This window comes from Azospirillum sp. TSH64, assembly GCF_003116035.1.
Classification (GTDB): domain Bacteria; phylum Pseudomonadota; class Alphaproteobacteria; order Azospirillales; family Azospirillaceae; genus Azospirillum.
Map to the genome: position 1 here is coordinate 4,245,083 of NZ_LGQW01000015.1, position 23,782 is coordinate 4,268,864.

Annotated in this window: 22 protein-coding genes; 9 read left to right on the top strand and 13 right to left on the bottom strand. The window is 66.5% G+C overall.

All coding sequences use genetic code 11. The annotated features are described in order from the left end of the window. Positions 1-5: 5 nt before the first annotated feature. Entirely contained in the window at positions 6-911 is a 906-nt protein-coding gene (locus tag TSH64_RS20630) for a LysR family transcriptional regulator (protein ID WP_109447817.1), read from the bottom strand. A gap of 105 nt (positions 912-1,016) precedes the next feature. Between TSH64_RS20630 and TSH64_RS20635 the strand changes: the two genes are divergently transcribed. After that, a complete protein-coding gene (locus TSH64_RS20635; protein ID WP_109447819.1) occupies positions 1,017-1,883 on the top strand; it encodes an NmrA/HSCARG family protein in 867 nt (288 codons plus the stop codon). 67 nt (positions 1,884-1,950) lie between these two features. Continuing rightward, on the top strand, positions 1,951-2,892 hold the full coding sequence (locus TSH64_RS20640) for an HAD-IA family hydrolase (RefSeq protein ID WP_247873062.1): 942 nt from the start codon (positions 1,951-1,953) through the stop codon (positions 2,890-2,892). 72 nt (positions 2,893-2,964) lie between these two features. On the opposite strand, the gene dctA is transcribed toward TSH64_RS20640, so the two are convergent. Both dctA and TSH64_RS20650 read right to left on the bottom strand, forming a co-directional pair. Further along, the gene (gene dctA, locus TSH64_RS20645; protein WP_109447823.1) at positions 2,965-4,344 is read right to left on the bottom strand and encodes a C4-dicarboxylate transporter DctA; all 1,380 of its coding nucleotides are present in this window, start codon (positions 4,342-4,344) and stop codon (positions 2,965-2,967) included. 29 nt (positions 4,345-4,373) lie between these two features. Beyond that, the gene (locus TSH64_RS20650) at positions 4,374-5,510 is read right to left on the bottom strand and encodes a 4-oxalomesaconate tautomerase (RefSeq protein WP_109447825.1); all 1,137 of its coding nucleotides are present in this window, start codon (positions 5,508-5,510) and stop codon (positions 4,374-4,376) included. A 142-nt stretch (positions 5,511-5,652) separates the two neighbouring features. Here TSH64_RS20650 and TSH64_RS20655 point away from each other — a divergent pair, with 142 nt between their 5' ends. Beyond that, the gene (locus tag TSH64_RS20655) at positions 5,653-6,543 is read left to right on the top strand and encodes a LysR family transcriptional regulator (protein ID WP_109452870.1); all 891 of its coding nucleotides are present in this window, start codon (positions 5,653-5,655) and stop codon (positions 6,541-6,543) included. Between the two features lie 14 nt (positions 6,544-6,557). On the opposite strand, the gene TSH64_RS20660 is transcribed toward TSH64_RS20655, so the two are convergent. The 7 genes from TSH64_RS20660 to TSH64_RS20690 all read right to left on the bottom strand — a co-directional run bounded on the left by TSH64_RS20660 (position 6,558) and on the right by TSH64_RS20690 (position 15,457). Continuing rightward, positions 6,558-6,938 carry a ribbon-helix-helix domain-containing protein gene (locus TSH64_RS20660; protein WP_109447827.1) on the bottom strand — a complete coding sequence of 127 codons (381 nt, stop codon included), beginning with the start codon at positions 6,936-6,938 and terminating at the stop codon, positions 6,558-6,560. A 63-nt stretch (positions 6,939-7,001) separates the two neighbouring features. Further along, positions 7,002-9,083, bottom strand: a complete 2,082-nt coding sequence (locus tag TSH64_RS20665; protein ID WP_109447829.1) for a sigma-54-dependent Fis family transcriptional regulator — start codon at positions 9,081-9,083, stop codon at positions 7,002-7,004. 227 nt (positions 9,084-9,310) lie between these two features. Beyond that, a complete protein-coding gene (locus TSH64_RS20670; protein ID WP_109447831.1) occupies positions 9,311-10,951 on the bottom strand; it encodes a molecular chaperone GroEL in 1,641 nt (546 codons plus the stop codon). Positions 10,952-11,039: 88 nt separating this feature from the next. After that, positions 11,040-11,396, bottom strand: coding sequence for an MmoB/DmpM family protein (locus TSH64_RS20675; RefSeq protein WP_085086548.1), 357 nt, complete (start codon positions 11,394-11,396; stop codon positions 11,040-11,042). Positions 11,397-11,430: 34 nt separating this feature from the next. Next, positions 11,431-12,570, bottom strand: a complete 1,140-nt coding sequence (locus tag TSH64_RS20680) for an aromatic/alkene monooxygenase hydroxylase subunit beta (protein WP_109447833.1) — start codon at positions 12,568-12,570, stop codon at positions 11,431-11,433. Positions 12,571-12,615: 45 nt separating this feature from the next. Beyond that, on the bottom strand, positions 12,616-13,674 hold the full coding sequence (locus TSH64_RS20685) for a 2Fe-2S iron-sulfur cluster-binding protein (protein WP_109447835.1): 1,059 nt from the start codon (positions 13,672-13,674) through the stop codon (positions 12,616-12,618). A 118-nt stretch (positions 13,675-13,792) separates the two neighbouring features. Then, positions 13,793-15,457, bottom strand: a complete 1,665-nt coding sequence (locus TSH64_RS20690; protein WP_109447837.1) for an aromatic/alkene/methane monooxygenase hydroxylase/oxygenase subunit alpha — start codon at positions 15,455-15,457, stop codon at positions 13,793-13,795. A gap of 510 nt (positions 15,458-15,967) precedes the next feature. Here TSH64_RS20690 and TSH64_RS20695 point away from each other — a divergent pair. From TSH64_RS20695 to TSH64_RS20710, 4 genes are read left to right on the top strand one after another with little or no spacing between them, the layout of a single operon-like run. Next, entirely contained in the window at positions 15,968-16,360 is a 393-nt protein-coding gene (locus tag TSH64_RS20695; RefSeq protein WP_109447839.1) for a c-type cytochrome, read from the top strand. 32 nt (positions 16,361-16,392) lie between these two features. After that, entirely contained in the window at positions 16,393-16,788 is a 396-nt protein-coding gene (locus TSH64_RS20700) for a VOC family protein (protein WP_109447841.1), read from the top strand. A 51-nt stretch (positions 16,789-16,839) separates the two neighbouring features. Then, on the top strand, positions 16,840-17,394 hold the full coding sequence (locus TSH64_RS20705) for a twin-arginine translocation signal domain-containing protein (protein ID WP_109447843.1): 555 nt from the start codon (positions 16,840-16,842) through the stop codon (positions 17,392-17,394). 54 nt (positions 17,395-17,448) lie between these two features. Beyond that, positions 17,449-19,020 carry a GMC family oxidoreductase gene (locus TSH64_RS20710; protein ID WP_109447845.1) on the top strand — a complete coding sequence of 524 codons (1,572 nt, stop codon included), beginning with the start codon at positions 17,449-17,451 and terminating at the stop codon, positions 19,018-19,020. 72 nt (positions 19,021-19,092) lie between these two features. Here the strand turns inward: TSH64_RS20710 and TSH64_RS20715 are convergent, their stop codons facing one another. Further along, positions 19,093-19,719, bottom strand: a complete 627-nt coding sequence (locus TSH64_RS20715) for an SH3 domain-containing protein (protein WP_109447847.1) — start codon at positions 19,717-19,719, stop codon at positions 19,093-19,095. Positions 19,720-19,960: 241 nt separating this feature from the next. On the opposite strand from TSH64_RS20715, the gene TSH64_RS20720 reads away from it, so the two are divergent. Further along, positions 19,961-20,881: a PDR/VanB family oxidoreductase gene (locus tag TSH64_RS20720; protein ID WP_247873063.1), complete on the top strand. Its 921-nt coding sequence runs from the start codon at positions 19,961-19,963 to the stop codon at positions 20,879-20,881. Between the two features lie 34 nt (positions 20,882-20,915). Then, entirely contained in the window at positions 20,916-21,341 is a 426-nt protein-coding gene (locus tag TSH64_RS20725) for a PAS domain S-box protein (protein WP_109447851.1), read from the top strand. 22 nt (positions 21,342-21,363) lie between these two features. Here the strand turns inward: TSH64_RS20725 and TSH64_RS20730 are convergent, their stop codons facing one another. After that, positions 21,364-22,881: an AMP-binding protein gene (locus TSH64_RS20730; protein WP_109447853.1), complete on the bottom strand. Its 1,518-nt coding sequence runs from the start codon at positions 22,879-22,881 to the stop codon at positions 21,364-21,366. Between the two features lie 25 nt (positions 22,882-22,906). After that, the gene (locus tag TSH64_RS20735; RefSeq protein ID WP_109447855.1) at positions 22,907-23,764 is read right to left on the bottom strand and encodes a helix-turn-helix transcriptional regulator; all 858 of its coding nucleotides are present in this window, start codon (positions 23,762-23,764) and stop codon (positions 22,907-22,909) included. Positions 23,765-23,782 lie beyond the last annotated feature (18 nt).

The window sequence follows — 23,782 nt, forward strand, 5'->3', positions numbered from 1 at the left end:
TCCCGTCACCCCTCGACATAGGCCGCAAGTTCTTCCGGGGTTCCGTGCGGAAACGCCGACTTCAGATGCTCCAGGAAGGCTGAGACGCGCGCGTTGAGCAGCCGCCGCGTCGGGTAGAGCACCCACAACTCCGTTTCGGATCCGGCCACATTGCCCCATTTCACCAGCCTGCCGGCGGCCAGATCGGGAGCGGCGAGCGACAGCGGCAGACGGGCGGCCCCTGCGCCCATGCGAACCGCATCGCGGACCATGATGAAGGACGATAGGCTGAGCATCGGCTCGACCACGATGGTCGACGGGCCGTCCGGTGTCGCAATCTCCCACAATGCGGACCTTCCTCCGACTTGCCCCGGCGATCCACGGGTGACGACGGGAACGGTGTCGTTGCCGGCGGGGAACGACAGGTCCGGGCTTGCCACCACGACGAGGCGATCCCGCAGGAAAACGCGTCCGACAAGGCCCGCGTCCGGGTCCGGATTGACACGGATGACCAGATCATAGGCTTCCTCGACCATGTCGACAGCCCGGTCCTCCGTGACGATCTCAAGCCGAACCTCCGGGTACTTGCGCAGGAATCCGGCCGCCAGCTTGCCGATGGCGGTCTGCGAGAACAGCAGCGGCGCGCTGATCCGCAACCGTCCACGGGGGCTGTGGCCGCCGGATGCAATCGCCTTCGCCGTCTCGTCGAGTTCGGTCAGCAATGCGCCGGTCCGCTCGAACAGCGCTTGGCCCTCCGCCGTCAGCTTGAGTGTCCGGGAACCGCGCTCGAACAGGCGAAGCTCCAGGCTCGCTTCCAACTCCGCGACGCGCCGCGACAAGGTCGCCTTTGGCCGGCCGGCCGCGCGCGCCGCCTTGCCGAACCCGCCGTGGCGGGCGACCAGATTGAAATCGGCCAAAGCAAGCAGGTCCATCCGTTCCACCAGTGAGACGATCTGTCCAAATTCGCCGCCTATCGGACCCTGCATGGATCGGTAAAGTCAAGGGCGTCAACCGAACCCCAAAGCGGAGTGAACCCCATGACCATCCTCGTTACCGGAGCCACCGGCCGTGTCGGCCGCCATGTCGTCGACCAGCTGGTCAAGCGCGGCGCCGAGGTGCGCGTGCTGACCCGCGACCCGTCGAAGGCCGCTTTCCCCGCCGGCGTGGAAATCGCCCAGGGCGACATGCTGGACATCGATGCGCTGCGCGCCGCCTTCCGCGGCGTCCGCGCCCTGTTCCTGTTGAACGCCGTCACCGGCGACGAGTTCACCCAGGCGATCGTCACCTTGAACATCGCGCGGGAGGCCGGCGTCGAGCGGGTCGTCTATCAGTCGGTGTTCGAGGCCGACCGTGCGGTGAACGTGCCGCATTTCGCCGTGAAGTTCGGCGCCGAGCGCATGCTCGACCAAATGGGCTTCAGCGCCACCATCCTGCGCCCGTCCTACTTCATCGACAACGAGCTGATGATCAAGGACGTGATCACCAACCACGACGTCTACCCGATGCCGATCGGCAGCAAGGGCGTGGCGATGATCGACGCACGGGACATTGCCGAGGTTGCGGCCATCGAACTGATCCGCCGTGACCGGGCGCCGGGAAAACTGCCGGTGGACATCATCAACCTCGTCGGCCCCGACACGCTGACGGGTCCGCAGGTGGCCGCGATCTGGTCCGATCTGCTGGGCCGCACCGTGGTCTATGGCGGGGACGATCCCAGCGGGTTCGAGCAGACCATGGCCTCCTTCATGCCGAAATGGACCGCCTATGAGATGCGCCTGATGGCCGAGCGCTATGTCAGCGACGGCATGATCCCCGAAGCCGGCGACGTCGAACGGCTGACCGGGCTGCTGGGCCGCCCGCTGCACAGCTACCGCAGCTTCGCCGCCGCGCTCGTCGCGGCCTGAAACCTCACGATCCTTGGGTCGGTTGCAAAGTTCGACGGAGGTGCCTGCGGCAGCGGAGGCTTTTTACATGTCTCCGTTTGCCGTCGAGGTTCGCAACGAAGCGGCACAAATGGCGCCTCACCCTGGACTTGCCGGTAAATTGACAGGCTTTGCCATAGCTCCCATAGTGCCAGCCGATCGAGATCAGGAGCCATCCATGGCGACGGTTGACCTCGCATCGTCGAGCGAAATGATGCGCAAGGTCGCTGCCGGCCTGTTGGCGATGGCGCAAGGTGCGCCCGATCCTTGTCCGGCTTCCCATGACCGGCATCGCTTCTCAACAATCGAGATCAGGAGACAGTACGGTATGGACGGCAGGCTGCAGGAACGGTGGGACGCGGTCATCTTCGATTTCGACGGCGTGCTGTGCGATTCCAACGACCTGAAGGGCGAAACCTTCGCCACACTGTATGCCCATGAGGGCCCGGAGGTTCAGGACGCCATCCGCGCCTATCACCGGGACAACGGTGGCATGCCGCGGCGGGAAAAGCTGGCGCGCTTCGAGCGCGACATCCTCGGCCGCGCCGTGGACGAGGAGCGGTTGGACCGGATGGTCGCCGGTTTTGCCGCAGCGGTGGAGGAGGCGGTGATCGCCTGCGCCGAAATTCCCGGCGCGACGGACTTCCTGGCCACCCATGCCGGCCGGCCCGCCCTTTTCATCATTTCCGCGACGCCGCATGAGGAAATGCTGCGCATCGCCGAGCGACGTGGCATGACCGACCGGTTCGTGTCCGTCCATGGCAGCCCGCCAAGCAAGGCGGAGACGGCAGCCATGCTGATCGCCCGCCACGGCCTGCGTCCCGACCGCGTTGCCTTCGTCGGCGATGCCGTTCAGGATTATGCGGCGGCGACGGCCCTCAACCTGCATTTCGTCGGGGTGCGCGATGCCGACGGCCGCCACCCCTTCCCGGACGGAACGCTGACCATCGCCGATCTGCGTGAATTGCCCACGGCCCTTGCTAGGCTTTGAAACCGCTCGATGGGTGCGGAGGGCCGGTCTGGACCGGTCCTCCGCACCCATCGTCAGGCCACTGTCGAGCGTTCAGTGAGACGGATGGGCGGGGGCGCGGGCGGCCAGCGGCATGACCGGGATGTCGCCCATCCCCTCCAGGACGCGCTCGGTGCCGGCACCGCTCTGGTTCAGTTCGCGGTGCAGAACCTCACGGTCGCAGGCGTCCTCCCAGATCGAGACCACGATGCTGACGACGCAGTTGCTGATGATGCTGGTCAGGGCGCGGGCTTCGGACATGAAGCGGTCGATGCCGACCAGCAGCGCGACGCCGGCAACCGGCAGGTCCGGCATCACCGTCAGCGTGGCGACCAGGGCGACGAAGCCGCTGCCGGTGACGCCGGCGGCACCCTTCGAGGTCAGCAGCATGACGCCGAGCATGGCGACGATCTGGCCGGCCGACAGGTGGATGTCGCAGGCCTGGGCGATGAACAGCGAGGCGAGGGTCAGGTAGATCGCCGTGCCGTCGAGGTTGAAGGAATAGCCCATCGGCAGAACCAGGCCGGAAACACCCTTCTTGCAGCCCAGCGCTTCAAGCTTCTGCAAGACCCGCGGCAGGACCGGCTCGGAGGACGAGGTGCCGAGAACGATCAGCAGCTCCTCGCGGAAGTAGCGCAGGACCTTCCACAGGCTGAAACCATGCAGGCGGGCCAGCGTGCCGATGATCGCCACCAGGAAGACGCCGCAGGCGACATAGAAGGTCAGGATCAGCAGGCCGAGCGAGCCGATGCTGTCGATGCCGTATTTGCCCACGGTGAAGGCCATCGCGCCGAACGCACCGATGGGGGCCAGCTTCATTATGAAGCCGAAGGCGGCGAACAGCACGTGGGAGAAGGATTCGATGCCCTGCACCACCGGTTCGCCGGCCTTGCCGACCCGCGTCAGGCCGAAACCGACCAGCACGGAGATGAGCAGCACCGGCAGCACCTCGCCCTCGGCGAAGGCGCCGAAGAAGGAATGCGGGATGATGTGCAGCAGGAAGTCGGTGAAGCCGACCGGGGCGGCCTGCTTGGCGTAGCGTGCGGCCACCGCGGGGTCGAGCGACGACGGCGACACATGCATGCCGACGCCGGGCTCGATGATCATGACCGCGGCCAGCCCGATGAGCAGCGCCGCCGCCGTCAGCGCGTAGAACAGCGCCATCGACTTGACCAGCGTCTTGCCGATCTCGCGGGTGTCGTTCAGGCTGGTGATGCCGCTGACGATGGTGCAGAAGACCACCGGCGCGATCATCATCTTGACCAGCTTGACGAACCCGTCGCCCAGCGGCTTCAAGCCCGCCCCGAAATCGGGCCAGAAGTGGCCGGCCAGGATGCCCAGGGTCAGGCCGACGACGACCTGGAAATAGAGCGCCTTGTAGATGGCCTTGGGCTTGCTCGGCGTCAGGGTATCGGTCCCCGTTTGTGGACGCATGGCGTTTCCTCCTCTCTGATGCTGTGGCGTCAGGCCGCCAGGGCGGTCCGCGACGGGGTCGAAGGGCGGGCGAACACGGTTCCCTCGAACAGGCGCCGCGCGGTGCGCAGGATGCTGGCGGTCGGTGCGGATTGGCCGTCACCGGTCTCAAGGCGGCCCGCCTCGAGACGGCCCACCTCAAGACGGACAGTCAGCCGGCCTGCCGGATGTTCGAAGGTGATGTCGCCGGGCATGATGAACCGTCCCACCAAAGCGGCGGCCACGGTTTCCGGAATGGTGCAGGCGGTGGCGGTGGCGACGGCGCCGGTGATGGCCATCGCCCGATGGCAATCATGCGGCATGAAATACCGGACGGTCAGCGTGCCGCCGCGGGTCGGTGGGGCCAGCAGGACCGGCTTGGGGATCACCATGCCGGCCGCGTTGGGAAAACCCATGCGGCGGCCGGCCTCGACGCGCAGCGCCTCCAGCCGGGACATGAACTCCCGGTCGGACCGGAAGCTGTCCACCGGCTCGTACCCCGTCTTGCCGAGGTCGGCGGCGCGGATCAGCATCACCGGGATGGCGGCATCGACGCAGGACACCGGGATGCCATCGATCAGGTCGACCGGCGATCCGGTGGGCAGCAGCCGGCCGGTGTTGGCGCCTGCGGCGTCGAGAAAAGCGAGATGGATGGGGGCCGCGGTGCCGGGCACGCCGTCGATGACGGCCTCGCCCTCATAGGCCACTTGGCCGCCGGGGGTCTGGATGCGGGCCTCGATCAGCTTGCCGGTGTTGACGTTGTGGATGCGCACCACCGTGACGCCGTTCGCCGCCGGGACAAGCCCGGACTCGATGGCGAAGGGGCCGACCGCGGCCAGCATGTTGCCGCAGTTGGGCGAGGTGTCGACCACCCCCTCCTGCACCCGCACCTGAGCGAACAGGTAATCCACATCCGCTCCGGCCCTGGTGGCTGGACCGACGATGGCGACCTTGCTGGTCAGCGGATTGCCGCCGCCGATGCCGTCGATCCCCAGATCGTTCCCCGCCCCCATCACCGAGAGCAGGAGGGCATCGCGCTCCGCCGGAAGGGCAGGAAGGTCGGACGCCAGAAAGAAGGGGCCGCGAGAGGTCCCGCCGCGCATCATCACGCAGGGAATGCCGATCTGGCGGTTCATCGAATTTGTCATGGCGCTTGGTTTCTCTTGGGTTCGCCGGTGGGCGAAGAAAGCCGATGCGCCGATATTCTGACTGCGAACGATATTTGTGAAATGCATTGATTCGCACTATTATTCCATTTCACGCATCAATGCGATTCCGATGGAGCCGGGCATGAATTTTGAGCTGGTCGATCTGAAGGCGTTCGTCGCCGTGGCGGAGCTGGGCAGCTTCAACCGCGCCGCCGAGCTTCTGAACCTGTCGCAGCCGGCACTCAGCCGCCGCATCCAGAAGCTGGAGGACACGCTGGGCGTGGCGTTGTTCGAGCGCTCGACCCGCCATGTCGCGCTGACGATGGTGGGGCGCGATTTCATGCCCAAGGTCCGCCGCTTCCTCGATGAATTCGAGACGTCGTTGCTGGGGATCAGCGATCTCGGCGCACGGAGCGGCGGCCAGATCACCATCGCCTCCGTTCCGACGGCGGTGTTCTATTTCCTCCCCAACGCGATCAGCCGCTTCAGCATCGCGTTCCCGCGGATCCGCATCCGCATCCTCGATCTCGGCGCCAACGAAGGGCTGGAGGCGGTGGCGCGCGGCGAGGCCGATTTCGGCATCAACTTCATCGGCACCTCGCACCCTGACATCGAATTCACGCCACTGGCCGAGGACCCCTTCGTCGTCGCCTGCCGGCACGATCATCCGCTGGCGGCCCATACGGTGGTGAACTGGGACGAGTTGGCCGCCCACCGCGTCATCACCGTGGGCCGGACCAGCGGCAACCGGGCGCTGATCGACAACGCGCTGGCGCAGCACGGCCTGAAGCTCAACTGGTCCTACGAGATCACGCATCTCGCAAGTTCGCTCGGTCTGGTGGAGGCCGGGCTGGGCGTCGCCGTGCTTCCCAAGCTCGCCACGCCGTCCTCCGGCCATCCCATCATCCTGACTCTCCCTTTGGGCCATCCGAAGATCTCCCGGACGATCGGCGTGGTCCGGCGGCATGGCGCCATCCTCTCACCGATGGCGGCACGCTTTCTCGAAGTCCTGCTCGGCTCCTGGCGGCTGTGACCGGCAGTCCGCCATCACGCCCTGTCCTGCTGCCGCCCGTCCCGCCGCAGCGAAACGACCGACGCACCGTCACCCGCGGACGATGTGTCCGCAACTTCCAGCAGGCCGCCGGACTGTCCGGGCAGAAGCATCTGCGGCTTCATGGTCAGGTAACGCACGCAGCTGACCCGCAGGAAAGAGGCGAGATTCTGCACGGCCCCATGGGCCTCCAGAACCTCGTCGTACAGCGACAGGATCAGCCTGTTCGTCGTCGTCCCCTGCTCCGCGGCGATATCGGCAAGGACGTTCCAGAACAGGTTCTCCAACCGGATGCTGGTGACCATGCCATGGATGCGCACCGACCGTGACCGTGCCTCGTACAGGATCGGATCGGCGTTGACGAAGATCTGGCACATGCGCCCATCCTTCCTTGAATGCGGTATCAAACCCGGCTGCGGTTACTTTTGACGGAGCGGCTTTTACGCCTTGCCGGCGGATATGCGCCGAATGCCGTGCTGGCTCATTTTCCGATACAGCGTGCTGCGCGAGATGCCGAGGACTGCCGCCGCATCGGACAGGTTCCCGCCGGTTGCCGCAATCACATCCTTGATTGTCCTCTGTTCGGTCTCCGTCAGCGCCATTGCCGTTGGAGGCGACACGACGGCGGCAGGCGCCACGATGGGCGGGGTCGGAGAGCCCAGCAATGGCCAACCGTCGGCAACCACGCAACCGCAGGCATCGCGCAGTTCGTCCGGCAGGTCGTCGATGCCGATGCTGCCGCTGGTGGACAGCAGGACCGCCCGTTCAACCGCATTGCGCAGCTCCCGGACATTGCCCGGCCAGTCGTAGCGTTGCAGGAGATCCAGCGCCGCCGCGGTGAAGCGGACGGGTGCCCGGCCATGCCGCTCCGCCAGCAGGCCGTTGAAGTGGGAGATCAGGCGGGGAACATCGCCATGGCGGTCGCGCAGGGGCGGCACGCGCAGGGCGGTCACGGCGAGGCGATGGTACAGGTCGCGGCGGAAGCGGCCGGCGGCGACCTCCTGCCGGAGGTTCCGGTTGGTCATGGCGAGCAGCCGCACCGACACCCGGCGCGGCACGTTGTCGCCGATACGGTACAGCACGCCCTCCTCCAGAACCCGCAACAGGTAAGGCTGAAGGTCGAGCGGCAATTCGCCGATCTCGTCGAGGCACAGCGTGCCGCCGTCGGCCAGTTCAAAGCGGCCGATGCGCCCCTCCGCCGCCGCACCGGTGAAGGCGCCGCGCACATAGCCGAACAGCTCGCTGCCCAGCATCTCGCGCGAGACGGCACCGCAGTTGAACGGTACGAAGGGACCGCCGGCCGCAGCGCTGTGGCCGTGGATGGCGCGGGCGAACAGTTCCTTGCCGACGCCGGTCTCGCCCTCGATCAGGATGGGGACCGGCAGCGGCGCCAGACGCTCCCCCTGCCCGATCACCATGCGCAGGCTGTCGCTGTCCCCGACGATGTCGGCGAAGCGCGACCGGCTGTGGTCGGATTCGTCCGGCACCGCACGGCGTCCGGCGGACGGTCGGCCCGATACCGCAGCGGGGATGACCAGCAGCGTTCCCCGCCGCTCCCCATCCAGAATCAGCGGCCGGACCCAGTCGGCCGGAACCGGCAACCGCTCCCCTGCCCCACCCCCGGGTCCACCTCCGACCCCAGCTATCGGCAGCTTCGTCCCCCGGTTCAACTGCGGCAGTTCCGACCCGAAACTGGCCTTCAACAGATGCGCCGCCTTGCGGCTGGCATAGAGCAGGCGCCCGCGGGCATCGAGTGCGATCAGCCCTTCGCCAACATATTTCTGGCTATCCTCCAGGCAGGCCTCCAGCAGCCGCACATGTTCGGCCTCCGTCTGGCGGGCGAGATTCCATTCCACCTGCCGGGCAGCGACCACGGCCAAGGCAAGCGCCTGCCCGCTGAAGCTCTGCTTCAGGCCGGAGATGTCGAGCAGGCCGACGACCGATCCGTCGACCGGATCGTGGATCGGCGCCCCGGCACAGCTCCATCCCTTGATGCCGGCGCAATAATGCTCCGCAGCCTGGACCAGCACCGGCTGCTTGGACGCCAATGCCGTGCCAATGCCGTTGGTGCCGGCACAGGTCTCGCCCCACTGGCCCCCGCAGGCCAGACTGATGTCGCGTGCCACGCTCAAGGTGGCACGGTCGCCGGCCGCCTCCAGCACGACGCCGTTGGCATCTGTGATCAGCAGAACGGTACGGGTGCCGGCCAGCAGATCTGACGCCTCCGCCAGGGTCGAGGCCGCTGCCTGGAGCAGATCGCGGTTGTCGCGTCGCAGAGCCTCGATATGATCGCGACCTATCACCGGGGCGGCATCCGCCCGCGCATCGACCAGGAAGCTTTGACATCGCGCCCAGGATCGGATGACCACGTCGCGCACCGGAAGATTGTCCCGGCGCGAGCCGGAAACGAAATCCTCCCATGCCTTCATCGTGGCCGTTTCGCCATCCACCAGAGCGTGAAGCGCTGGTGCCGGCAAGGCGGCGGCCAGACGGCCGGCACCGGCCTGTTCGTTGGCCAACATAGTCCCCTCCCTGCTTCCCGGCGTCTTTCGCGGATGGTTTCCGATGCGCCGATTGTCTTTGGACAAGGGATGCGGAGGCTCGCCCGGATATGCTCCGCATCAAGAATTGTTTGTATAAGAAACCATAAGCCGAACCGAAGCGGGAGCGGTAGTAGTGGATTACTCTATTGCTTTTTTCCTGCCTTTCTCTCCGAAGGGGGAGGTGGGGTGCTACGGCCGAAAAAGGATCAGGTTCGCCCGTACCGTTCCATTCCGCCGCCGCGGGCCGGGCCAGCGGTGGGATCGACATCGTCGGGGATGTCGGCGATCAGCGTGTGGGTGGTCAGCACCAGCTTGGCGACCGACACCGCGTTCAGCAAGGCCAGCGTGGTGACCTTGACCGGGTCGATGATGCCCGCGGCGAACAGATCGCCGAACAGGCCGCTGCGGGCGTCGAAGCCGGACCCGTCGGGAAGCGCGGCGACGCGCGCGGCGACGCCGTCCCCGTCCAACCCGCCATTCTCCGCGATGCAGACCAGGGGCTGCACCATCGCCCGCCGCACCAGCCGCACCCCGGCCCTCTCGCCCTCCCCCACATCCTCGGCCAGCCGGTCGAGCAGCGGGGCGACGCGGGCCAGCGCGGTGCCGCCGCCGGGGACCACTCCCTCCGCCAGCGCGGCGCGGGCGGCGGCCAGCGAATCTTCCAGAAGCTGGGCGGTGCGCTTCTGCTCCACCGGGGTGGCGCCGCCGACCTCGATCAGGGCGGTGCCGTGCGTCAGCTTCGCCAGCCGCTGGGACAGCTTGTCCCGCTCGATGTTGGGCGGCGCCTCCTCCCACTGGCGCTGCACCAGGGCGCGGCGGGCGGCCAGCGCGTCCGGATTGCCATGGCCGCGCAGGATGGTGGTCCGGCCGGCCGACACCTCGATGCGGTCGGCGCCCCCCAGATCCTCCGCCGCCACGCTGTCGAGGCGTCCGCCCAGGTCGCGGGCGATCACCCGCCCGCCGGTCAGGATCGCGATGTCCTCCATCGTCGCCTGACGCCAGTGGCCGAATTCCGGGGGATTGATCGCCACCACCGTGGCGCGCCCGTCGCGGCGCAGCGCCATCAGCGCCGCCACCACCTCCGGCGCCACGCTGTCGGCCATGACCAGCAGCGGGCGGTGCCCGGCGGCGATGCGGTCGACCAGACGCAGGATCGGTTCCGGATCGATGATCTTGTGGTCGGTCATCAGGATGTAGGGCCGTTCCAGCACCGCGCTCTGGCCGGTCGGTTCGGTCGCCATGTGGTGGGACAGGAACCCGCGGTCCAGCACCATGCCTTCCAGCACATGCAACGCCGTCGGCGCGCCCGGCTGGCCGTATTCGATGTCGATCACTCCCTCCGCCCCGACCCGGCGCAGCGCGTCCGCCACCAGACGGCCGAGTGCCGGATCGGTCGCCGCAACCGTCGCCACCTGCTCCAGCTGGGCATGGCTTTCCAGCGGCCGGGCGATGTGGCGGAGCCGGTCAACGACGAAGCCACAGGCGCGCTCCATCCCCTCCACCAACTCCACCGACCCATGGCCATCAGCAAGCACGGCGACACCGTCCTGGATCAGCGCATCGGCCAGCACGGTGGCTGTGGTGGTGCCATCGCCGGCCACGTCGTTAGTTTGTTTCGAGACCTCCCGCACCACCTGGGCGCCCATATTCTCGAAGCGGCAGGGCAGCTCGATCTCGGCGGCGATGCTGACACCGTCGCGCGAAATCATCGGCGTGCCGATGGGGCGGTCGATGATCGCGTTCGTCCCCTTCGGCCCCAGCGTGCCACGCACCGCCAGCGCCAGCTTGCCCACCCCACGGGCAAGCGCGGCCCGCGCCTCGGCACGGTGCAGCATCATCTTCGGCATGGCGACTTTCCCTCCCATTATTGATTTTGCGGATTTGAAAAAAGAGGCGGAGCCCGCCGGACCTGAAGCAGGCCCCGCCTTCCCGAGATCACTCGTAAGCCAGCGCGTCGTCCATGTTGCCGAAGAGGACGACGGTGTCCTCGTCGATCATGACCATGCGGCCGTAGTGGGTGGAGGTGGAGATCTCGAAGATGTGCGGGGTCATCTCGCGGCCCAGCGCCTCGCCGATCTCGCTCATCTTGAACTCGATCTTGCCTTCGCCGTCGATGCGGATCATCGCCGGCAGGTAGGTGACGGTGATGCCGGGCTTGCTCTCCATCACCTCGGCGATGCAGCGCGCCTCGACGCTGTCGTTCATCGTCACGCCGCACTGGTGCGAGATGGTGCCGTCCTGGGTGATGTCCTTCAGCGGCTTGAAAAGCTGCTGCACGGTGGTGACGCTCATGGTTTTCGTCCTTTTGGCGGAAATGCGGGAAGGGTCACTCGGCAGCAGTGCCGTTGACCGCGGCGGTGACCGCCGCCGAAGCGGCGGCCTGCCCAACCTCGACCGGCGGCAGGGCCGGCAGGTCTGCGTCGATGCCGATCTCCCGCCCAATGGCGGCGACGCGCCCGCGCGCCCGTTCGAACGCTTCGACGAAGTTGGCAGCCTTGACCCGCGGCAGCGACCACAGCGGCTGCAACTGCAAGGCCGCCTTCACCGCCAGTCCACCATGGTGGCTGAACCAGCTTTGCAGCATGGTCCGGTTGTCCTCGCCATGGACCGGATCGCGCAGCAGCAGGGCGAACAGTTCCACCGCGTTGGCGAGGTTCCGTTCATAGTCGGCCTCGGCCGCCGAAATGACCGACGGAGTGGAGAAGTCGTTCTGGGCCGCGGCCACCTGCATGACGAAGCCGCTGCGGAACAGCTCGCCGACCAGCGGTTCAAAGACGAGGTTGACGGCGAAATACTGCTCTAGGAAGTCGGTGGCGGCGCGGATATGCTCCACCGCCTCGCGGCAGGGCTGCCAGATCGGGTCGTCCAGCCAGTGCGCCTTGCCGGCGTCGAGGTCGAAATTCCCGATGTCGCTGCCGACCTCGGCCAGATAGAGCGTCAGATCCTGGGCGAAGCGCAGCTTGTAGGAGGCGTTGGTCAGGATGGCGTTGTTGACCATCTGGGTATAACCGTAGCGCTGCGCCCGCATCAGCGCGGTGCCCAGCCCATATTCGGCATGTTTGAAGGCGCCGACATGGTTCTGGAGCACGGCGACCCAGGCCTTGTCGAACCGCTGGGGCGCACCGGCGCGGCGCGCATTCTCCACCACATTCTGGATCATCCCGACGATGGTCGACTGGCGCTGGTAATGGGTGCGTTCCCATTCCTGGTCGGGCGCGCGGTAGCCGTGCCAGTCCGTGCATTTCAGCGCCGTCCAGTCCTTGGAATAGGTGGGCGTGCCGTCGCCGAAGGAGATGATCCAGTTCTGGAGCAGATAGCGCTCCGGATCGGGCTGGACGTCGACCGTCACGTCCTCGTAATGGGTCGCCTTGCGGCCCTTCGGCTCGAAGTAATTGTAGCGGCGACTGTCGGAACCCGGAAAGACCTTGGCCCCGGCGGCTGCGGATGTGGTTTCCTGCATGGTCATCGTCGTTCCTCCCGTGTTTGCATAAGCCCCCCTCAGCGGCCCGCCTCAGCGGGTCGCGGGAGTGAATTTGTCGAAATAGACGCGCGCGGATTCGACGCCGGCCATTTGCAGGACCGGCAGCACCGCATCGATCATCGGCGGCGGCCCGCAGGAGAAGACGTCGGCCTCCTCCACCTCATCCATGTCGGACAGGTGCCGGCGCAGCACCTCGTGGATGAAGCCGGTCTCGCCGGTCCAGCCGTCGCCCTCCTCGGCATGCGACAGGGCGGGGATGAAGGCGAAGTCCGGCAGGCTGCGGGCAAACTCCTCGAACAGGTCGAGGTGGAACAGGTCTTTGCGGCTGCGGGCGCCGTAGAAGAGCCGCACCGGCCGTGTCTCGCCGCTGGCGGCCTGATCGCGCAGGATCGACAGCAGCGGCGCCATGCCCGACCCGCCGCCGACCAGGATCATCGGCCCCTCCCGCCCCTCACGGCGGAAGCAGCTGCCGTAGGGACCGCGCACGCTCACCCGGTCGCCGACCGACAGTCCGCCGTCCAATTGGCGGGAGAAGGCGCCGTCCGGGTATTTCTTGATGATGAACTCAAGCCGGCTGCCGTCCGTCGGCGGGTTGCCCATCGAGAAGGAGCGAGTCAGGCCGATGCCGGGCAGCGTGATGTCGGCATATTGCCCGGCCCAGAACTTCATCGGCTGGTCGAGGTCCAACGCGATGGCGACGATGTCGTGGGTCAGCGGCTCCACCGCCGCCAGCCGCGCGGTGAAGTCCTTCACCGGGATGGAGCGGGACAGCAGATCCTCGTCGTAATTCAGCAGTTCCACCGCCACGTCGCTGTAGGCCAGCGAGCGGCAGAGCAGGATGTGGTTGCTGTCGCGCTCCGGATCGGAGAGCGCGAAGGTGGAGTATTTCAGCATCTCGACGTCGCCGTCGATCAGCAGGCATTTGCAGGCGGAGCATTGCCCCTCCTTGCAGCCATGCATCAGTGAGACGCCCTGGCGGAAGGCGGCGTCGAGGATGGTTTCCCCTTCCGCCACCTCCATTTCGATGCCGACCGGCTCCAACCGGACGGTGTGGACGGCCGGGCTGTTCTTTAGCGCTTGTGCGGTCATGGTCTGTCGATCTCCGCGGCGATGTCCGCCTGTGAAGTCCGCAGGGGATCCCGTTCCCCCTCTCCAGCCGGAAAGGGGGCCGGAAAGGGGGGGCGGGCCCGAGTGAAGGGGCGGGAGATCAGACCCGGCGGATCTTGAAGCCCTTGCGGTATTCCTCGACATGCGCCTGACGCTGTTGCGGCGTCATTTCGCGGAGCGCCAGCAGCGGGCTGCGGATGGTGTGGCCACGCACATGGTCCAGCGTCCACATGTCCTTCTCCTCGAAGGACAGATGCGGCTGGGCGACCAGCGTCTTCCCGTCGGGACGGACGAAGCCCATGTCCTGGATGGCGTCGGCGAGGTCCCAGCCGTCATAGACCTCCTCCCACTGGCGCCGGCCGGAGAAGCGGCCCATCGCCGGTGTCGGGCGGCCCTGGTATTCGGCGGCGAAGGCTTCCTTGTGGGTCCAGCGGTCGACCTCGGAGGCGTAGGTGAACAGCTCGCCGTCGACCTCGTCGATCGTGAAGTCCTCGCGGATCACGCAGGGCACTAGGCTCGACCAGCAGCGGTGCGGATAGACATAGCCGGTGTCGGCGAAGGTGATCGGCACGCTGCCGGGCTTGCTGAGCTTGGCGTAATTCTCCCACCAGACGCCGAACTCGTCGTACCAGCCCGGATACTTGCTCTCGAACCATTCGAAGTCACGCTCGGTCATCGCCTCGATGCGCCAGAAATTGGCCCACCAGCCGGCAGAGAAGAACTGGGCGATCTTGTGGACGTAGTTTTTCTTGACGATACTGTCGAAGGCTTCGTGAACGTCGTCATGGTGGATCTTGATGCCGTACTTCTCCAGCGGCAGCATGTAGGTGCGGTAGTAATCCTCGAAGATCCAGCGGTGCCACAGCTCGGCGTAGGATTCCTTGTTCTTGTCGCGGTGCTTGGTGCCGTATTCGATGATGGTGCCGATGGCGGCGTCGACGATCATGTGGTTCTGCCAGAAGGAATAGCGGATGTCGCGTTCCAGCAGCAGGTGGTTGTCCGGCTCCTTCAGCACCGACATCAGCATGGAATGGCCGTTGCCGATGTGGCGGGACTCATCGCTCTGCACCGACAGGAAGACGGTGGGCAGGGCATAGTCGCCGTTGCGCGCCGCCTCCGACGGCATGGCGACGAACAGAGTGTTGGTGAAGGCGGTCTCCGCCACGACCTGGAGGTAGATGTTCGACGCGGTGATGGCGTCGCCGGTCAGGAAGGCCTCACCGAATTGCCGGCCGATGGTGGTGGCGTAGCATTTGCCGAACGCCTTCTCGGTGATGTCGAACCCGGCCGGGTCGATGTAGTTCTCCATGTACCATTTTTTGAGGTTCATCTGGATCGTCGAGTGCCGGAACTCGTCGATCATCTGCATGGTGAAGCCGGTGCGCAGATCGTCGCCTGGCGCCAGCTGGCCCAGCGTCGCCATCGACCGCGCCGCCGAGATTTCCGGGAAGGGGATGATCGCCAGGAATAGCTTCATCCACTCGATCCAGCGCGGCTCGACATTGCGGAACATGTCGCCGCGCAGCGCCGCGTCCAGCGCGCCATAGACGCGGTTGTCCTTCTCCTCCTGCATCGGGAAGTAGGAGCGCAGAACCTGCTTCATCGGGTCGCGCGGTGCCTTGGAGATCTTATAGTCGGTCGGGAAGCTCATCGCCTCCTTGACGTAGGACGGCGTCCAGCCGAGATCGGCGACGCGGCGGGCCGCCTCGGTGATGCCGATGCCTTTCTGGCTGGTGATCTTGTTCAGCGTCAATCCATCCGGCATGTCGTCTCTCCCCATGATTTTGATGATGTTGATCCGGGCCTGAAGGATCGCGTCGGCCGCTTATGCCGGATGACGGGACACCGGCAGGTTCAAGGGCGGGATCGGCCGGACCGGGACCGCACAACGGCGCGGCGAAGATGGTCCGCAGCTTCAGGCTTTTTGCGGCCACCGAAGCGGGGCGGCTGCAACGCCACCCCCTAAAAGCAATCGACGTGCCAAAATGCCGGAGCCAGCCGGATGAGTGATTTTAAAGAATGTTCGCGTGGCACACCGTCTCATAATGGGACGATATGTCGCGCCGCCGGTGTCTCAAAATGAAACAGTTGGGACAGCCATCCCCCACGACACCGCACAAAACCTGCCCTTCCCCTTATCGAATGCGGCCTTGCGTAGGGTGGCACGCCCCTTGCTGAATTCACATCCACGGTGCCGCGTCGGCTGGACCGACGTGACGGCGCCCAAAGGCTCAAGCCGGAATTTCGGGAGGATTTTCAGACGATGAGGCATGCGATGCACGCGAGGATGTCGCCGCACCGCTGGGTGATGTTGCTGCTCCTTCTGTCCATACCCTTCTCGCCCTTCACGCGGAAATCCGCGGCGGCGGATGGCGAGACGCTGTTCCGCCAGCAATGCGGAACCTGCCATTCGGTGAAGAAGGGCGACGGGCCCCGCGCCGGGCCGCCGCTGTACGGCGTCATCGGCCGCAAAGCCGGCAGCGTCGACGGCTTCGACTATTCGGATGCGCTGCGCGGCGCCGGTTTCGCCTGGGACGCCGGCCATCTGGAGAACTGGCTGGCCAACTCCAACCAGTTCGTTCCCGGCAGCTACATGAATTACCACCAGGACGACGACGCCATTCGCAAGAGCATCGTCCAGTTCCTGGAAACCAACGCCAAACGGTAACGCCCTCCCTCAACGACCTCATGGGAAGCACCATGGCCAAGATCATCCACATGATGGTGCGCGTCCTCGACGAACAGCGGTCGCTGGACTTCTACGCCAAGGCTTTCGGGCTGGAACCGGCCGAACGGCTGGGCTTCGACGGTTTCACGCTGATCTACCTGCGCAACGCCGAAAACGACATGGAGCTGGAGCTGACCGTCAACCATGACCGGACGGCGCCCTACACCCACGGCGACGGCTACGGCCACATGGCGGTGGCGGTGGACGATCTGGAGCGCGAGCACGCCCGGATGACGGCCCTGGGCTTCCCGGTGACCCCGGTGAAGGAGTTCGCCCCCGGCGGCACCCTGCTGGCCCGCTTCTTCTTCGTCACCGATCCGGACGGCTACAAGACCGAGGTGCTGCAACGCCACGGCCGCTACCGGTAAGTCCAAACCTCGACCCAACAATAACCGAACCATGGGAAGGAGACGTCGATCATGCGCGTTCTCGACAAACGGACACGGTTCAACAGGCGGAACTTTCTGAAGACCTCCGCCGCGTCGGTTGCGGCGGCCGGTGCGGTTTCCGGCGGCATGGTGTCGATCACTGCAATGCCGGCCTGGGCCGAAGGCCTGACCGCAATCAAGCCCGACGCCGCCAAGACCCTGCTGGTGATGGTGCGCGACCTCTATCCGCACGACCGTCTGGGCGACGCCTATTACGAGACGGCGCTGGCCTCGATGGACCAGGCGGCGGCGAAGGACGCCACCCTGGCAGGCCAGCTCAACGAAGGGGCGGTGGCGCTGGATGCCGTCGCGCGCAAGCTGCGCAACGCTCCCTACGCCGCGATCAAGGCCGAGGCGGACCGCGTCGCGGTGCTGAAATCGATCGAGACCACGCCCTTCTTCCGCAAGGTGCGCGGCGACATGGTGGTCGCCCTCTACAACCAGCCGGAGGTGTGGGCGAAGCTCGGCTACGAAGGGGCGTCGGCCGAATATGGCGGCTACATCCATCGCGGCTTCGACGATTTGGACTGGATCAAGGACGCCTGACGGCGCCGTCCGTCTGCCGCACCGAATGCCCGAAAAAATGGGGAGGACCGAGACATGGTTGCGAAATTCGCGATGGATGACGACAGCGTCGTGGTGGTGATCGGATCGGGGGCCGGCGGCGGCACCCTGGCGAACGAGCTGGCCCAGAAGGGCGTCAAGGTCGTCTGCCTGGAGGCTGGTGCCCGCCACGAAATCCAGGATTTCGTGAACGACGAATGGAAGAGCTTTTCGCAGATTTCCTGGCTGGACAAACGCACCACCTCGGGAAGCTGGCGGGTGGCGAAGGATTTTCCCAACCTGCCGGCCTGGATCGTCAAGGCGGTCGGCGGCTCCACCGTCCATTGGGCCGGCGCCTCGCTGCGCTTCCAGGAGCATGAGTTCAAGGCGCGCACGACCTACGGCGCGGTGGAGGGCGCCAACCTGCTCGACTGGCCGGTGACGCTGGCGGAGATGGAGCCCTATTACGACAAGGCCGAGTTCAAGATGGGGACGACCGGCACCAACGGCATCCCGCGCCTGCCCGGCAACAACAACTACAAGGTGCTGGCGGCCGGCGCCAAGAAGCTGGGCTACAGCGAATTCCACACCGGCAACATGTCGATCAACAGCAAGCCGCGCGACGGCCGCGGTGCCTGCCAGCAGATCGGCTTCTGTTTCCAGGGCTGCAAGTCGGGGGCGAAATGGTCGACCCTCTATACCGAGATCCCCAAGGGCGAGGCCACCGGCAATCTGGAGGTCCGGCCGAACGCCCAGGTGCTGAAGATCGAGCATGACGCGAAGGGCAAGGTCAACGCCGTGCTCTATGCCGACGCCACCGGCGCCATGCACCGCCAGAAGGCCCGCATCGTCGCGGTCGCCGGCAACTCGATCGAAAGCCCGCGCCTGCTGCTGAACTCGGCATCGACGATGTTCCCGGACGGACTGGCGAACTCGTCCGGTCAGGTCGGGCGCAACTACATGCGTCACATGACCGGGTCGGTCTATGGGTTGTTCGACCGGCCGGTGCACATGTACCGCGGTACCACCATGGCCGGCATCATCCGCGACGAATCCCGCTTCGACCCGCGGCGCGGCTTCGTCGGCGGCTACGAGATGGAAACGCTGTCGCTCGGCGTGCCCTTCATGGCGGCCTTCCTCGATCCGGGGGCCTGGGGCCGCGACTTCAGCTCGGCGCTGGACGCCTACGACCATATCGCCGGCATGTGGCTGGTGGGCGAGGACATGCCACGCGAGACCAACCGCGTCACCCTGCACGCGACGGAGAAGGACAAGTTCGGCCTGCCGATTCCCAACGTCAATTTCGACGACCATCCCAACGACATCGCCATGCGCACCCATGCCTATGGCCGCGGGTCGGCCGTCTATGACGCGGTGGGCGCGGTCAGGACCATCCACACCCCGCCCTACCCGTCCACCCACAATCTCGGCACCAACCGGATGAGCGCCAATGCCCGCGACGGCGTCGTCAACAAATGGGGACAGGCGCACGACGTGAAGAACCTGTTCGTGTCGGACGGCAGCCAGTTCACCAGCGGCGCCTCGGAGAACCCGACCCTGACCATCGTCGCGCTGGCGATCCGGCAGGCCGATTACATCGCCGACCAGATGAGCAAGCGGGAAATCTGACGATCCGCAAGGACCGCAAGGCCCCGGTGTGAACGCGCGTGAACGCGCCGGGGGCTTGCGGTCCTTCTCCTATCAGCGCGCCGGATTGAAGGCCGGTCCGGTAAGTTCCGGCCCCTTCGCAGCGTCGGCGATGGTTATGGCAGCCGGCCCCTGTGCGCCCAGCGTGACGGTCACCGGCTTGCCGTTGTTGTAGTTCTTCCACATCTGGTAGAGCGCCAGCGCTGCGAACATTTTGGCGTCACGGCCGGTGTTGTACAGCCATTCCTGGGTCGGCACGACCCGCAGCGTGCCATTGGCGCCCTGTTCCACCTTGTCGGCGAAGCGGTAGCCGAGCTGCTCGCCGATGCCGGCGACCAGACCGTCGAAGCCGGGCGAAAGCTTGCCGAACCCGGCCTGCGCCGGCGCGCTTTCGCCGCTGCCCAGCGAGCTGGCGCTCTGCCGCTTGACGAGGTCAGAGAACAGCCAGCCCTCCTCCCCGGTGCGCAGCACGCGGACACCCATCCAGTTGCCCTCCCGCCGCAGTTCGACCACGTCCTCGCCGCGCATGATCGTGGAGCGCACCGCCGCGTCGTCGGACGGACCGGCACGCAGATTGACCTTCTCGCCCGTCACCGCATGGATGTCGCCCGACGCCGCCAGCGCAGGCGTTCCTGCCAATCCAAGCGCTGCAACTAGGACCATGATCGTCGACCGTGACATGACAGTTCCTCCCGTTGGGGGTGCCCGCGCACCGTTTCGCGAACAACGCATGGCGACCGCCGGATGATCCGCCGAACCGGGATTCCACATTTTCTCTTGACCTGAAGTTAGCTTGAGGTTTTAGGCTGCCTGCATTGGATCTGGCATACCAGACCCGCCGATGACACTCGCAGGCAGGATTATGAGCAGCACGCAGCCTGAAACGCCGCAGCCCTCAGCCAAGGCACCCTGGACGTTGCGCGTGCACCGCCTCGAGCGGATCGCACCGCAGGTCCGGCTGGTCGAACTGCGCGATCCGGATGGGCGGGGGCTGCCGCCGGCTGAGCCCGGCGCCCATATCGACCTCCATCTGCCGGACGGGGCGGTGCGCTCCTATTCGCTGTGCGGCGATCCGGCGGACCGCCAAGCCTACCGCATCGCCGTCCTGAACGTGCCGGGCGGGCGGGGATCGGGCTTCGTGCATGGCGAACTGGCTCTTGGAGCCGATCTGGCCATCTCCCCGCCCCGCAACAATTTCCGCTTCGACGACGCAGCGCGCTACCTGTTCATCGCTGGCGGCATCGGCATCACACCGCTGTTGCCGATGATCCGCAGGGCGGCGGAGCGGGGCGCCGATTGGGTCCTGCACTATTGCGTGCGCAGTGCCGCGGCGGCGCCCTTCCTCGAAGATCTCCGCGCCCTGCCGCATGGCCGCGTCGACCTGCATGCCGCCGACGACGGCCGACGGCTTGCGGTCGACGCATTGATGGCGTCCACCCCTGTCGATGTCCCGGTCTATTGCTGCGGTCCGCAGCGGTTGATGGAAGCGGTGGCAGCCGCCGCCCGGCCGGACCAGGATGTCCGCTTGGAATGGTTCACGCCGCGTCCGGAGCCGGCCCGTCAGGACATGGTGGACGCCAGCTTCGACGTGGTCTGCGCGCGGTCCGGCGTCACCGTCACGGTTCCGGCGGGAACCAGCATCCTGGATGCGCTCTACGCCGCTGGGGTCGAGGTCGACTCCTCCTGCGAACAGGGCATCTGCGGCACCTGCGAGACGACGGTGCTGGAGGGCGAGCCCGACCATCGCGACAGCGTCCTGTCCGATGCGGAACGCGCTGCCGGCAAGACGATGATGCTGTGCGTCTCCCGGGCCCGGAGCGCAAAATTGGTTCTGGATGTCTGACGCTTCATTATGAAACGACCATTGGGAGAGTTCGATGACCGAGGAAGAGCTGCGCCAACTTGGGCTTGCGCTTTTGAACAGCCCGGCGGAGGCCATCGTCTATTCCGACCGGGAGGGTCTCATCCGGTTCTGGAATGCGGGGGCGGAACGCGTGTTCGGCTTCACCGCCGAAGAGGCGCTGGGCCAATCGCTGGACATCATCATCCCCGAACGGCAGCGCCAGCGCCATTGGGAAGGCTATGAAGAGGTGATGAAGACGGGGGTGAGCCGCTATGGCAGCGGCGACCTGCTGTCGGTTCCGGCATTGCGCAAGGACGGCAGCCGCATCTCGGTTGAGTTCACCATCGTGCCCTTGAAGGACGCGGACGGCGCCATGCTCGGGATGGCCTCCGTCATGCGCGACGTGTCCGCCCGCTTCGAGGAGTTGAAGACCCTGCGCCGTCAGGCGGCGGGACGCTGATACCTCCCTTTCCCGTCTGGCCCTACCCACCGGCCAGACGGGCGCGCAGTTCGCGCTTCACCACCTTGCCATAGTTGTTCTTCGGCAGCTCCTCGACCAACAGGTAACGCTTGGGCCGCTTGAACCGGGCGATGCTGGCGTTGCAATGCTCATCGAGGCCGCCGGGGGAGATTTCGCGCCCCGGCTCGGCGACGATGAAGGCGACGACGATCTCGCCCCATTCCGGATCGGGCTGCCCGGTGACACAGACCTCGGCGACGTCGGGGTGGCGCAGCAGCACCTCCTCCACCTCGCGCGGATAGATGTTGCTGCCGCCGCTGATGATGACGTCCTTCGACCGGTCGCGCAGCGTCAGATAGCCGTGCCCGTCGAAGGACCCCATGTCGCCGGTGAACAGCCAGCCGTCGCGCAATGCGTCGGCCGTCGCCTTGGCATTGTTCCAGTATCCGGCCATCACCACGTCGCCGCGGCAGACGATCTCTCCCACCTCGCCGATGGGCAGCGGCCGGCCGTCGCCGTCCACCACCGCAACCTCGACGCCGCTGCGGGCGAAACCGACCGAACCCAGCACCGCATCGTCCTCGCTTGCATGGTCGCGACGCCGCAGCGACGCGATGGTCATCGGCGCCTCGCCCTGGCCGTAGATCTGGACGAAGACCGGCCCGAAAACCGCCAGCGAGCGGCGCAGTTCCTCCACATACATCGGACCGCCGCCATAGACGATGGAGCGCAGGTTGGCCGGCCGCCGGCCGTCGCGTTCCGCCTCCAGACGCAGCCTCTGCACCATCGTCGGGGCCAGGAAGGCGCCGCAGCCGGGGTGACGGTCGCAGAGTTCGAGGAATTCCGCCGGTTCGAAGGCGGAGGAGGCCGGGACCACCTGTCGGGCACCGCGGGCGACATAGGCCGCCATATAGAGGCCGGAGCCGTGCGACATCGGCGCCGCATGCAGCAGGCTGCAATCCTCGTCCACCGCCTCGACGTCCGCCAGATGGGCAACGGTCATGGCCAGCAGATTGCGGTGGGACAGCATCGCCCCCTTCGACCGCCCGGTGGTGCCGCTGGTGTAGAACAGCCAGCCCAGCGCCTGCGGATCGGGATCGACCGGCCCGGCCCATTCGTCCCCTGCCGTCAGCGCCGCATAGCCCTCGCCGCCGATGACGATCCGGCGGCAGGACGCCGCAGGCGACCCGTCCAGCGCCTGCTCCAGCCCGCCGGCCAGCTTGGGCGAGACGAAGACGATGGACGCGCCGGAATCCTCCAGGATCTGCACCAGTTCGCGTGGATGCAGCTTGGCGTTCACCGGCGTCGCCGCCATGCCGGCTGCCCAGATGGCGAAGAACAGCTCGACATACTCGGGCACATTTTCCGTCGCGATGGCGATGCGGTCGCCCGGCCGACCGGATGCGCGCAGGCCGGCGGCGATGCGCAGTGAGCGGGAGCGGAGTTCGGCAAAGCTGTGAAGCTGCTCGGTGCCGCGGAACACCGCTCCATGGCCGGGGAAACGGGCCGCCGCCTGATCGAGAAGGGAAAAGAGATTCACCGCTGCCGTTCCTTCCTGCCACCGCTCATCCGCCAGACGCCACCGCGGTCCTTCGACCGGCCAGGGCGCGGATGCGTTCTTTAACCTGTTCGTCCAGCGGATTGTAGACCAGAAGACCGAGATCGGGGCGTCCATCGACGGCGAAGGCCGAATATTCCATCTCGACGCTGCCGAGCTCCGGGTGCTGGAGCCGCTTGACCCCCTCGCTCGGCGCGTAGACGTCATTCTCATTCCAGAATCGGGCGAAGTCGGCGCTCGTCCGGCACAGCTCGTCGACGAGATCGGCGATCTCCTTGACTGCCCCGGCCCGTGCCGCATCGACGCGGAAGGCGCCGACCAGATGCCGCGCCATACCCTCCCAGTCCTTCTGCTTGGCCCGGATCGCCGGATTGCCGAACACCAGCCGCAGGATGTTCCGCTGATCGGGCGGAAGCGTTCCGTAATCGGTCAACACCACCGCGGCGGCACGATTCCAGGCCAGCACGTCCCAGGTCGCGGTCTTGATGAAGGCCGGGCAGGCATCGAAGGACTCCAACAGCCGTTGCAGGCGCGGGCTGACACCTTGTGCAGGCCTGTAGCGCATCTCCGGCGGCCGGCCGAGCGCCAGGATGAACAGATGCTCCCGCTCCAGATCGGTCAGCATCAGGCTGCCGGCGATCCGGTCCAGCACGTCGGCCGACGGCGCCCCGCCCCGCCCCTGCTCCAGCCACGTGTACCAAGTCGGGCTGATGTTGGCGCGCTGCGCCACCTCCTCCCGGCGCAGGCCCGGCGTGCGGCGGCGTCCCGAGAATCCGAAGGCCGCCGGGTCCAGCCGCGTCCGGCGGTCGCGCAGGAAGGCGGCGAGCGTGGCGGCCGGACTGGTCTGTCTGGTGTCGGTCTGCATTGGCTGATCCTGGTAGCC

Bases quoted from the DNA above. Each gene is read 5' to 3' on its own strand.
- TSH64_RS20630 (WP_109447817.1), bottom strand. From the start codon at position 911: ATGGACCTGCTTGCTTTGGCCGATTTCAATCTGGTCGCCCGCCACGGC.
- TSH64_RS20635 (WP_109447819.1), top strand. From the start codon at position 1,017: ATGACCATCCTCGTTACCGGAGCCACCGGCCGTGTCGGCCGCCATGTC.
- TSH64_RS20640 (WP_247873062.1), top strand. From the start codon at position 1,951: ATGTCTCCGTTTGCCGTCGAGGTTCGCAACGAAGCGGCACAAATGGCG.
- dctA (WP_109447823.1), bottom strand. From the start codon at position 4,344: ATGCGTCCACAAACGGGGACCGATACCCTGACGCCGAGCAAGCCCAAG.
- TSH64_RS20650 (WP_109447825.1), bottom strand. From the start codon at position 5,510: ATGACAAATTCGATGAACCGCCAGATCGGCATTCCCTGCGTGATGATG.
- TSH64_RS20655 (WP_109452870.1), top strand. From the start codon at position 5,653: ATGAATTTTGAGCTGGTCGATCTGAAGGCGTTCGTCGCCGTGGCGGAG.
- TSH64_RS20660 (WP_109447827.1), bottom strand. From the start codon at position 6,938: ATGTGCCAGATCTTCGTCAACGCCGATCCGATCCTGTACGAGGCACGG.
- TSH64_RS20665 (WP_109447829.1), bottom strand. From the start codon at position 9,083: ATGTTGGCCAACGAACAGGCCGGTGCCGGCCGTCTGGCCGCCGCCTTG.
- TSH64_RS20670 (WP_109447831.1), bottom strand. From the start codon at position 10,951: ATGCCGAAGATGATGCTGCACCGTGCCGAGGCGCGGGCCGCGCTTGCC.
- TSH64_RS20675 (WP_085086548.1), bottom strand. From the start codon at position 11,396: ATGAGCGTCACCACCGTGCAGCAGCTTTTCAAGCCGCTGAAGGACATC.
- TSH64_RS20680 (WP_109447833.1), bottom strand. From the start codon at position 12,570: ATGACCATGCAGGAAACCACATCCGCAGCCGCCGGGGCCAAGGTCTTT.
- TSH64_RS20685 (WP_109447835.1), bottom strand. From the start codon at position 13,674: ATGACCGCACAAGCGCTAAAGAACAGCCCGGCCGTCCACACCGTCCGG.
- TSH64_RS20690 (WP_109447837.1), bottom strand. From the start codon at position 15,457: ATGCCGGATGGATTGACGCTGAACAAGATCACCAGCCAGAAAGGCATC.
- TSH64_RS20695 (WP_109447839.1), top strand. From the start codon at position 15,968: ATGCACGCGAGGATGTCGCCGCACCGCTGGGTGATGTTGCTGCTCCTT.
- TSH64_RS20700 (WP_109447841.1), top strand. From the start codon at position 16,393: ATGGCCAAGATCATCCACATGATGGTGCGCGTCCTCGACGAACAGCGG.
- TSH64_RS20705 (WP_109447843.1), top strand. From the start codon at position 16,840: ATGCGCGTTCTCGACAAACGGACACGGTTCAACAGGCGGAACTTTCTG.
- TSH64_RS20710 (WP_109447845.1), top strand. From the start codon at position 17,449: ATGGTTGCGAAATTCGCGATGGATGACGACAGCGTCGTGGTGGTGATC.
- TSH64_RS20715 (WP_109447847.1), bottom strand. From the start codon at position 19,719: ATGTCACGGTCGACGATCATGGTCCTAGTTGCAGCGCTTGGATTGGCA.
- TSH64_RS20725 (WP_109447851.1), top strand. From the start codon at position 20,916: ATGACCGAGGAAGAGCTGCGCCAACTTGGGCTTGCGCTTTTGAACAGC.
- TSH64_RS20735 (WP_109447855.1), bottom strand. From the start codon at position 23,764: ATGCAGACCGACACCAGACAGACCAGTCCGGCCGCCACGCTCGCCGCC.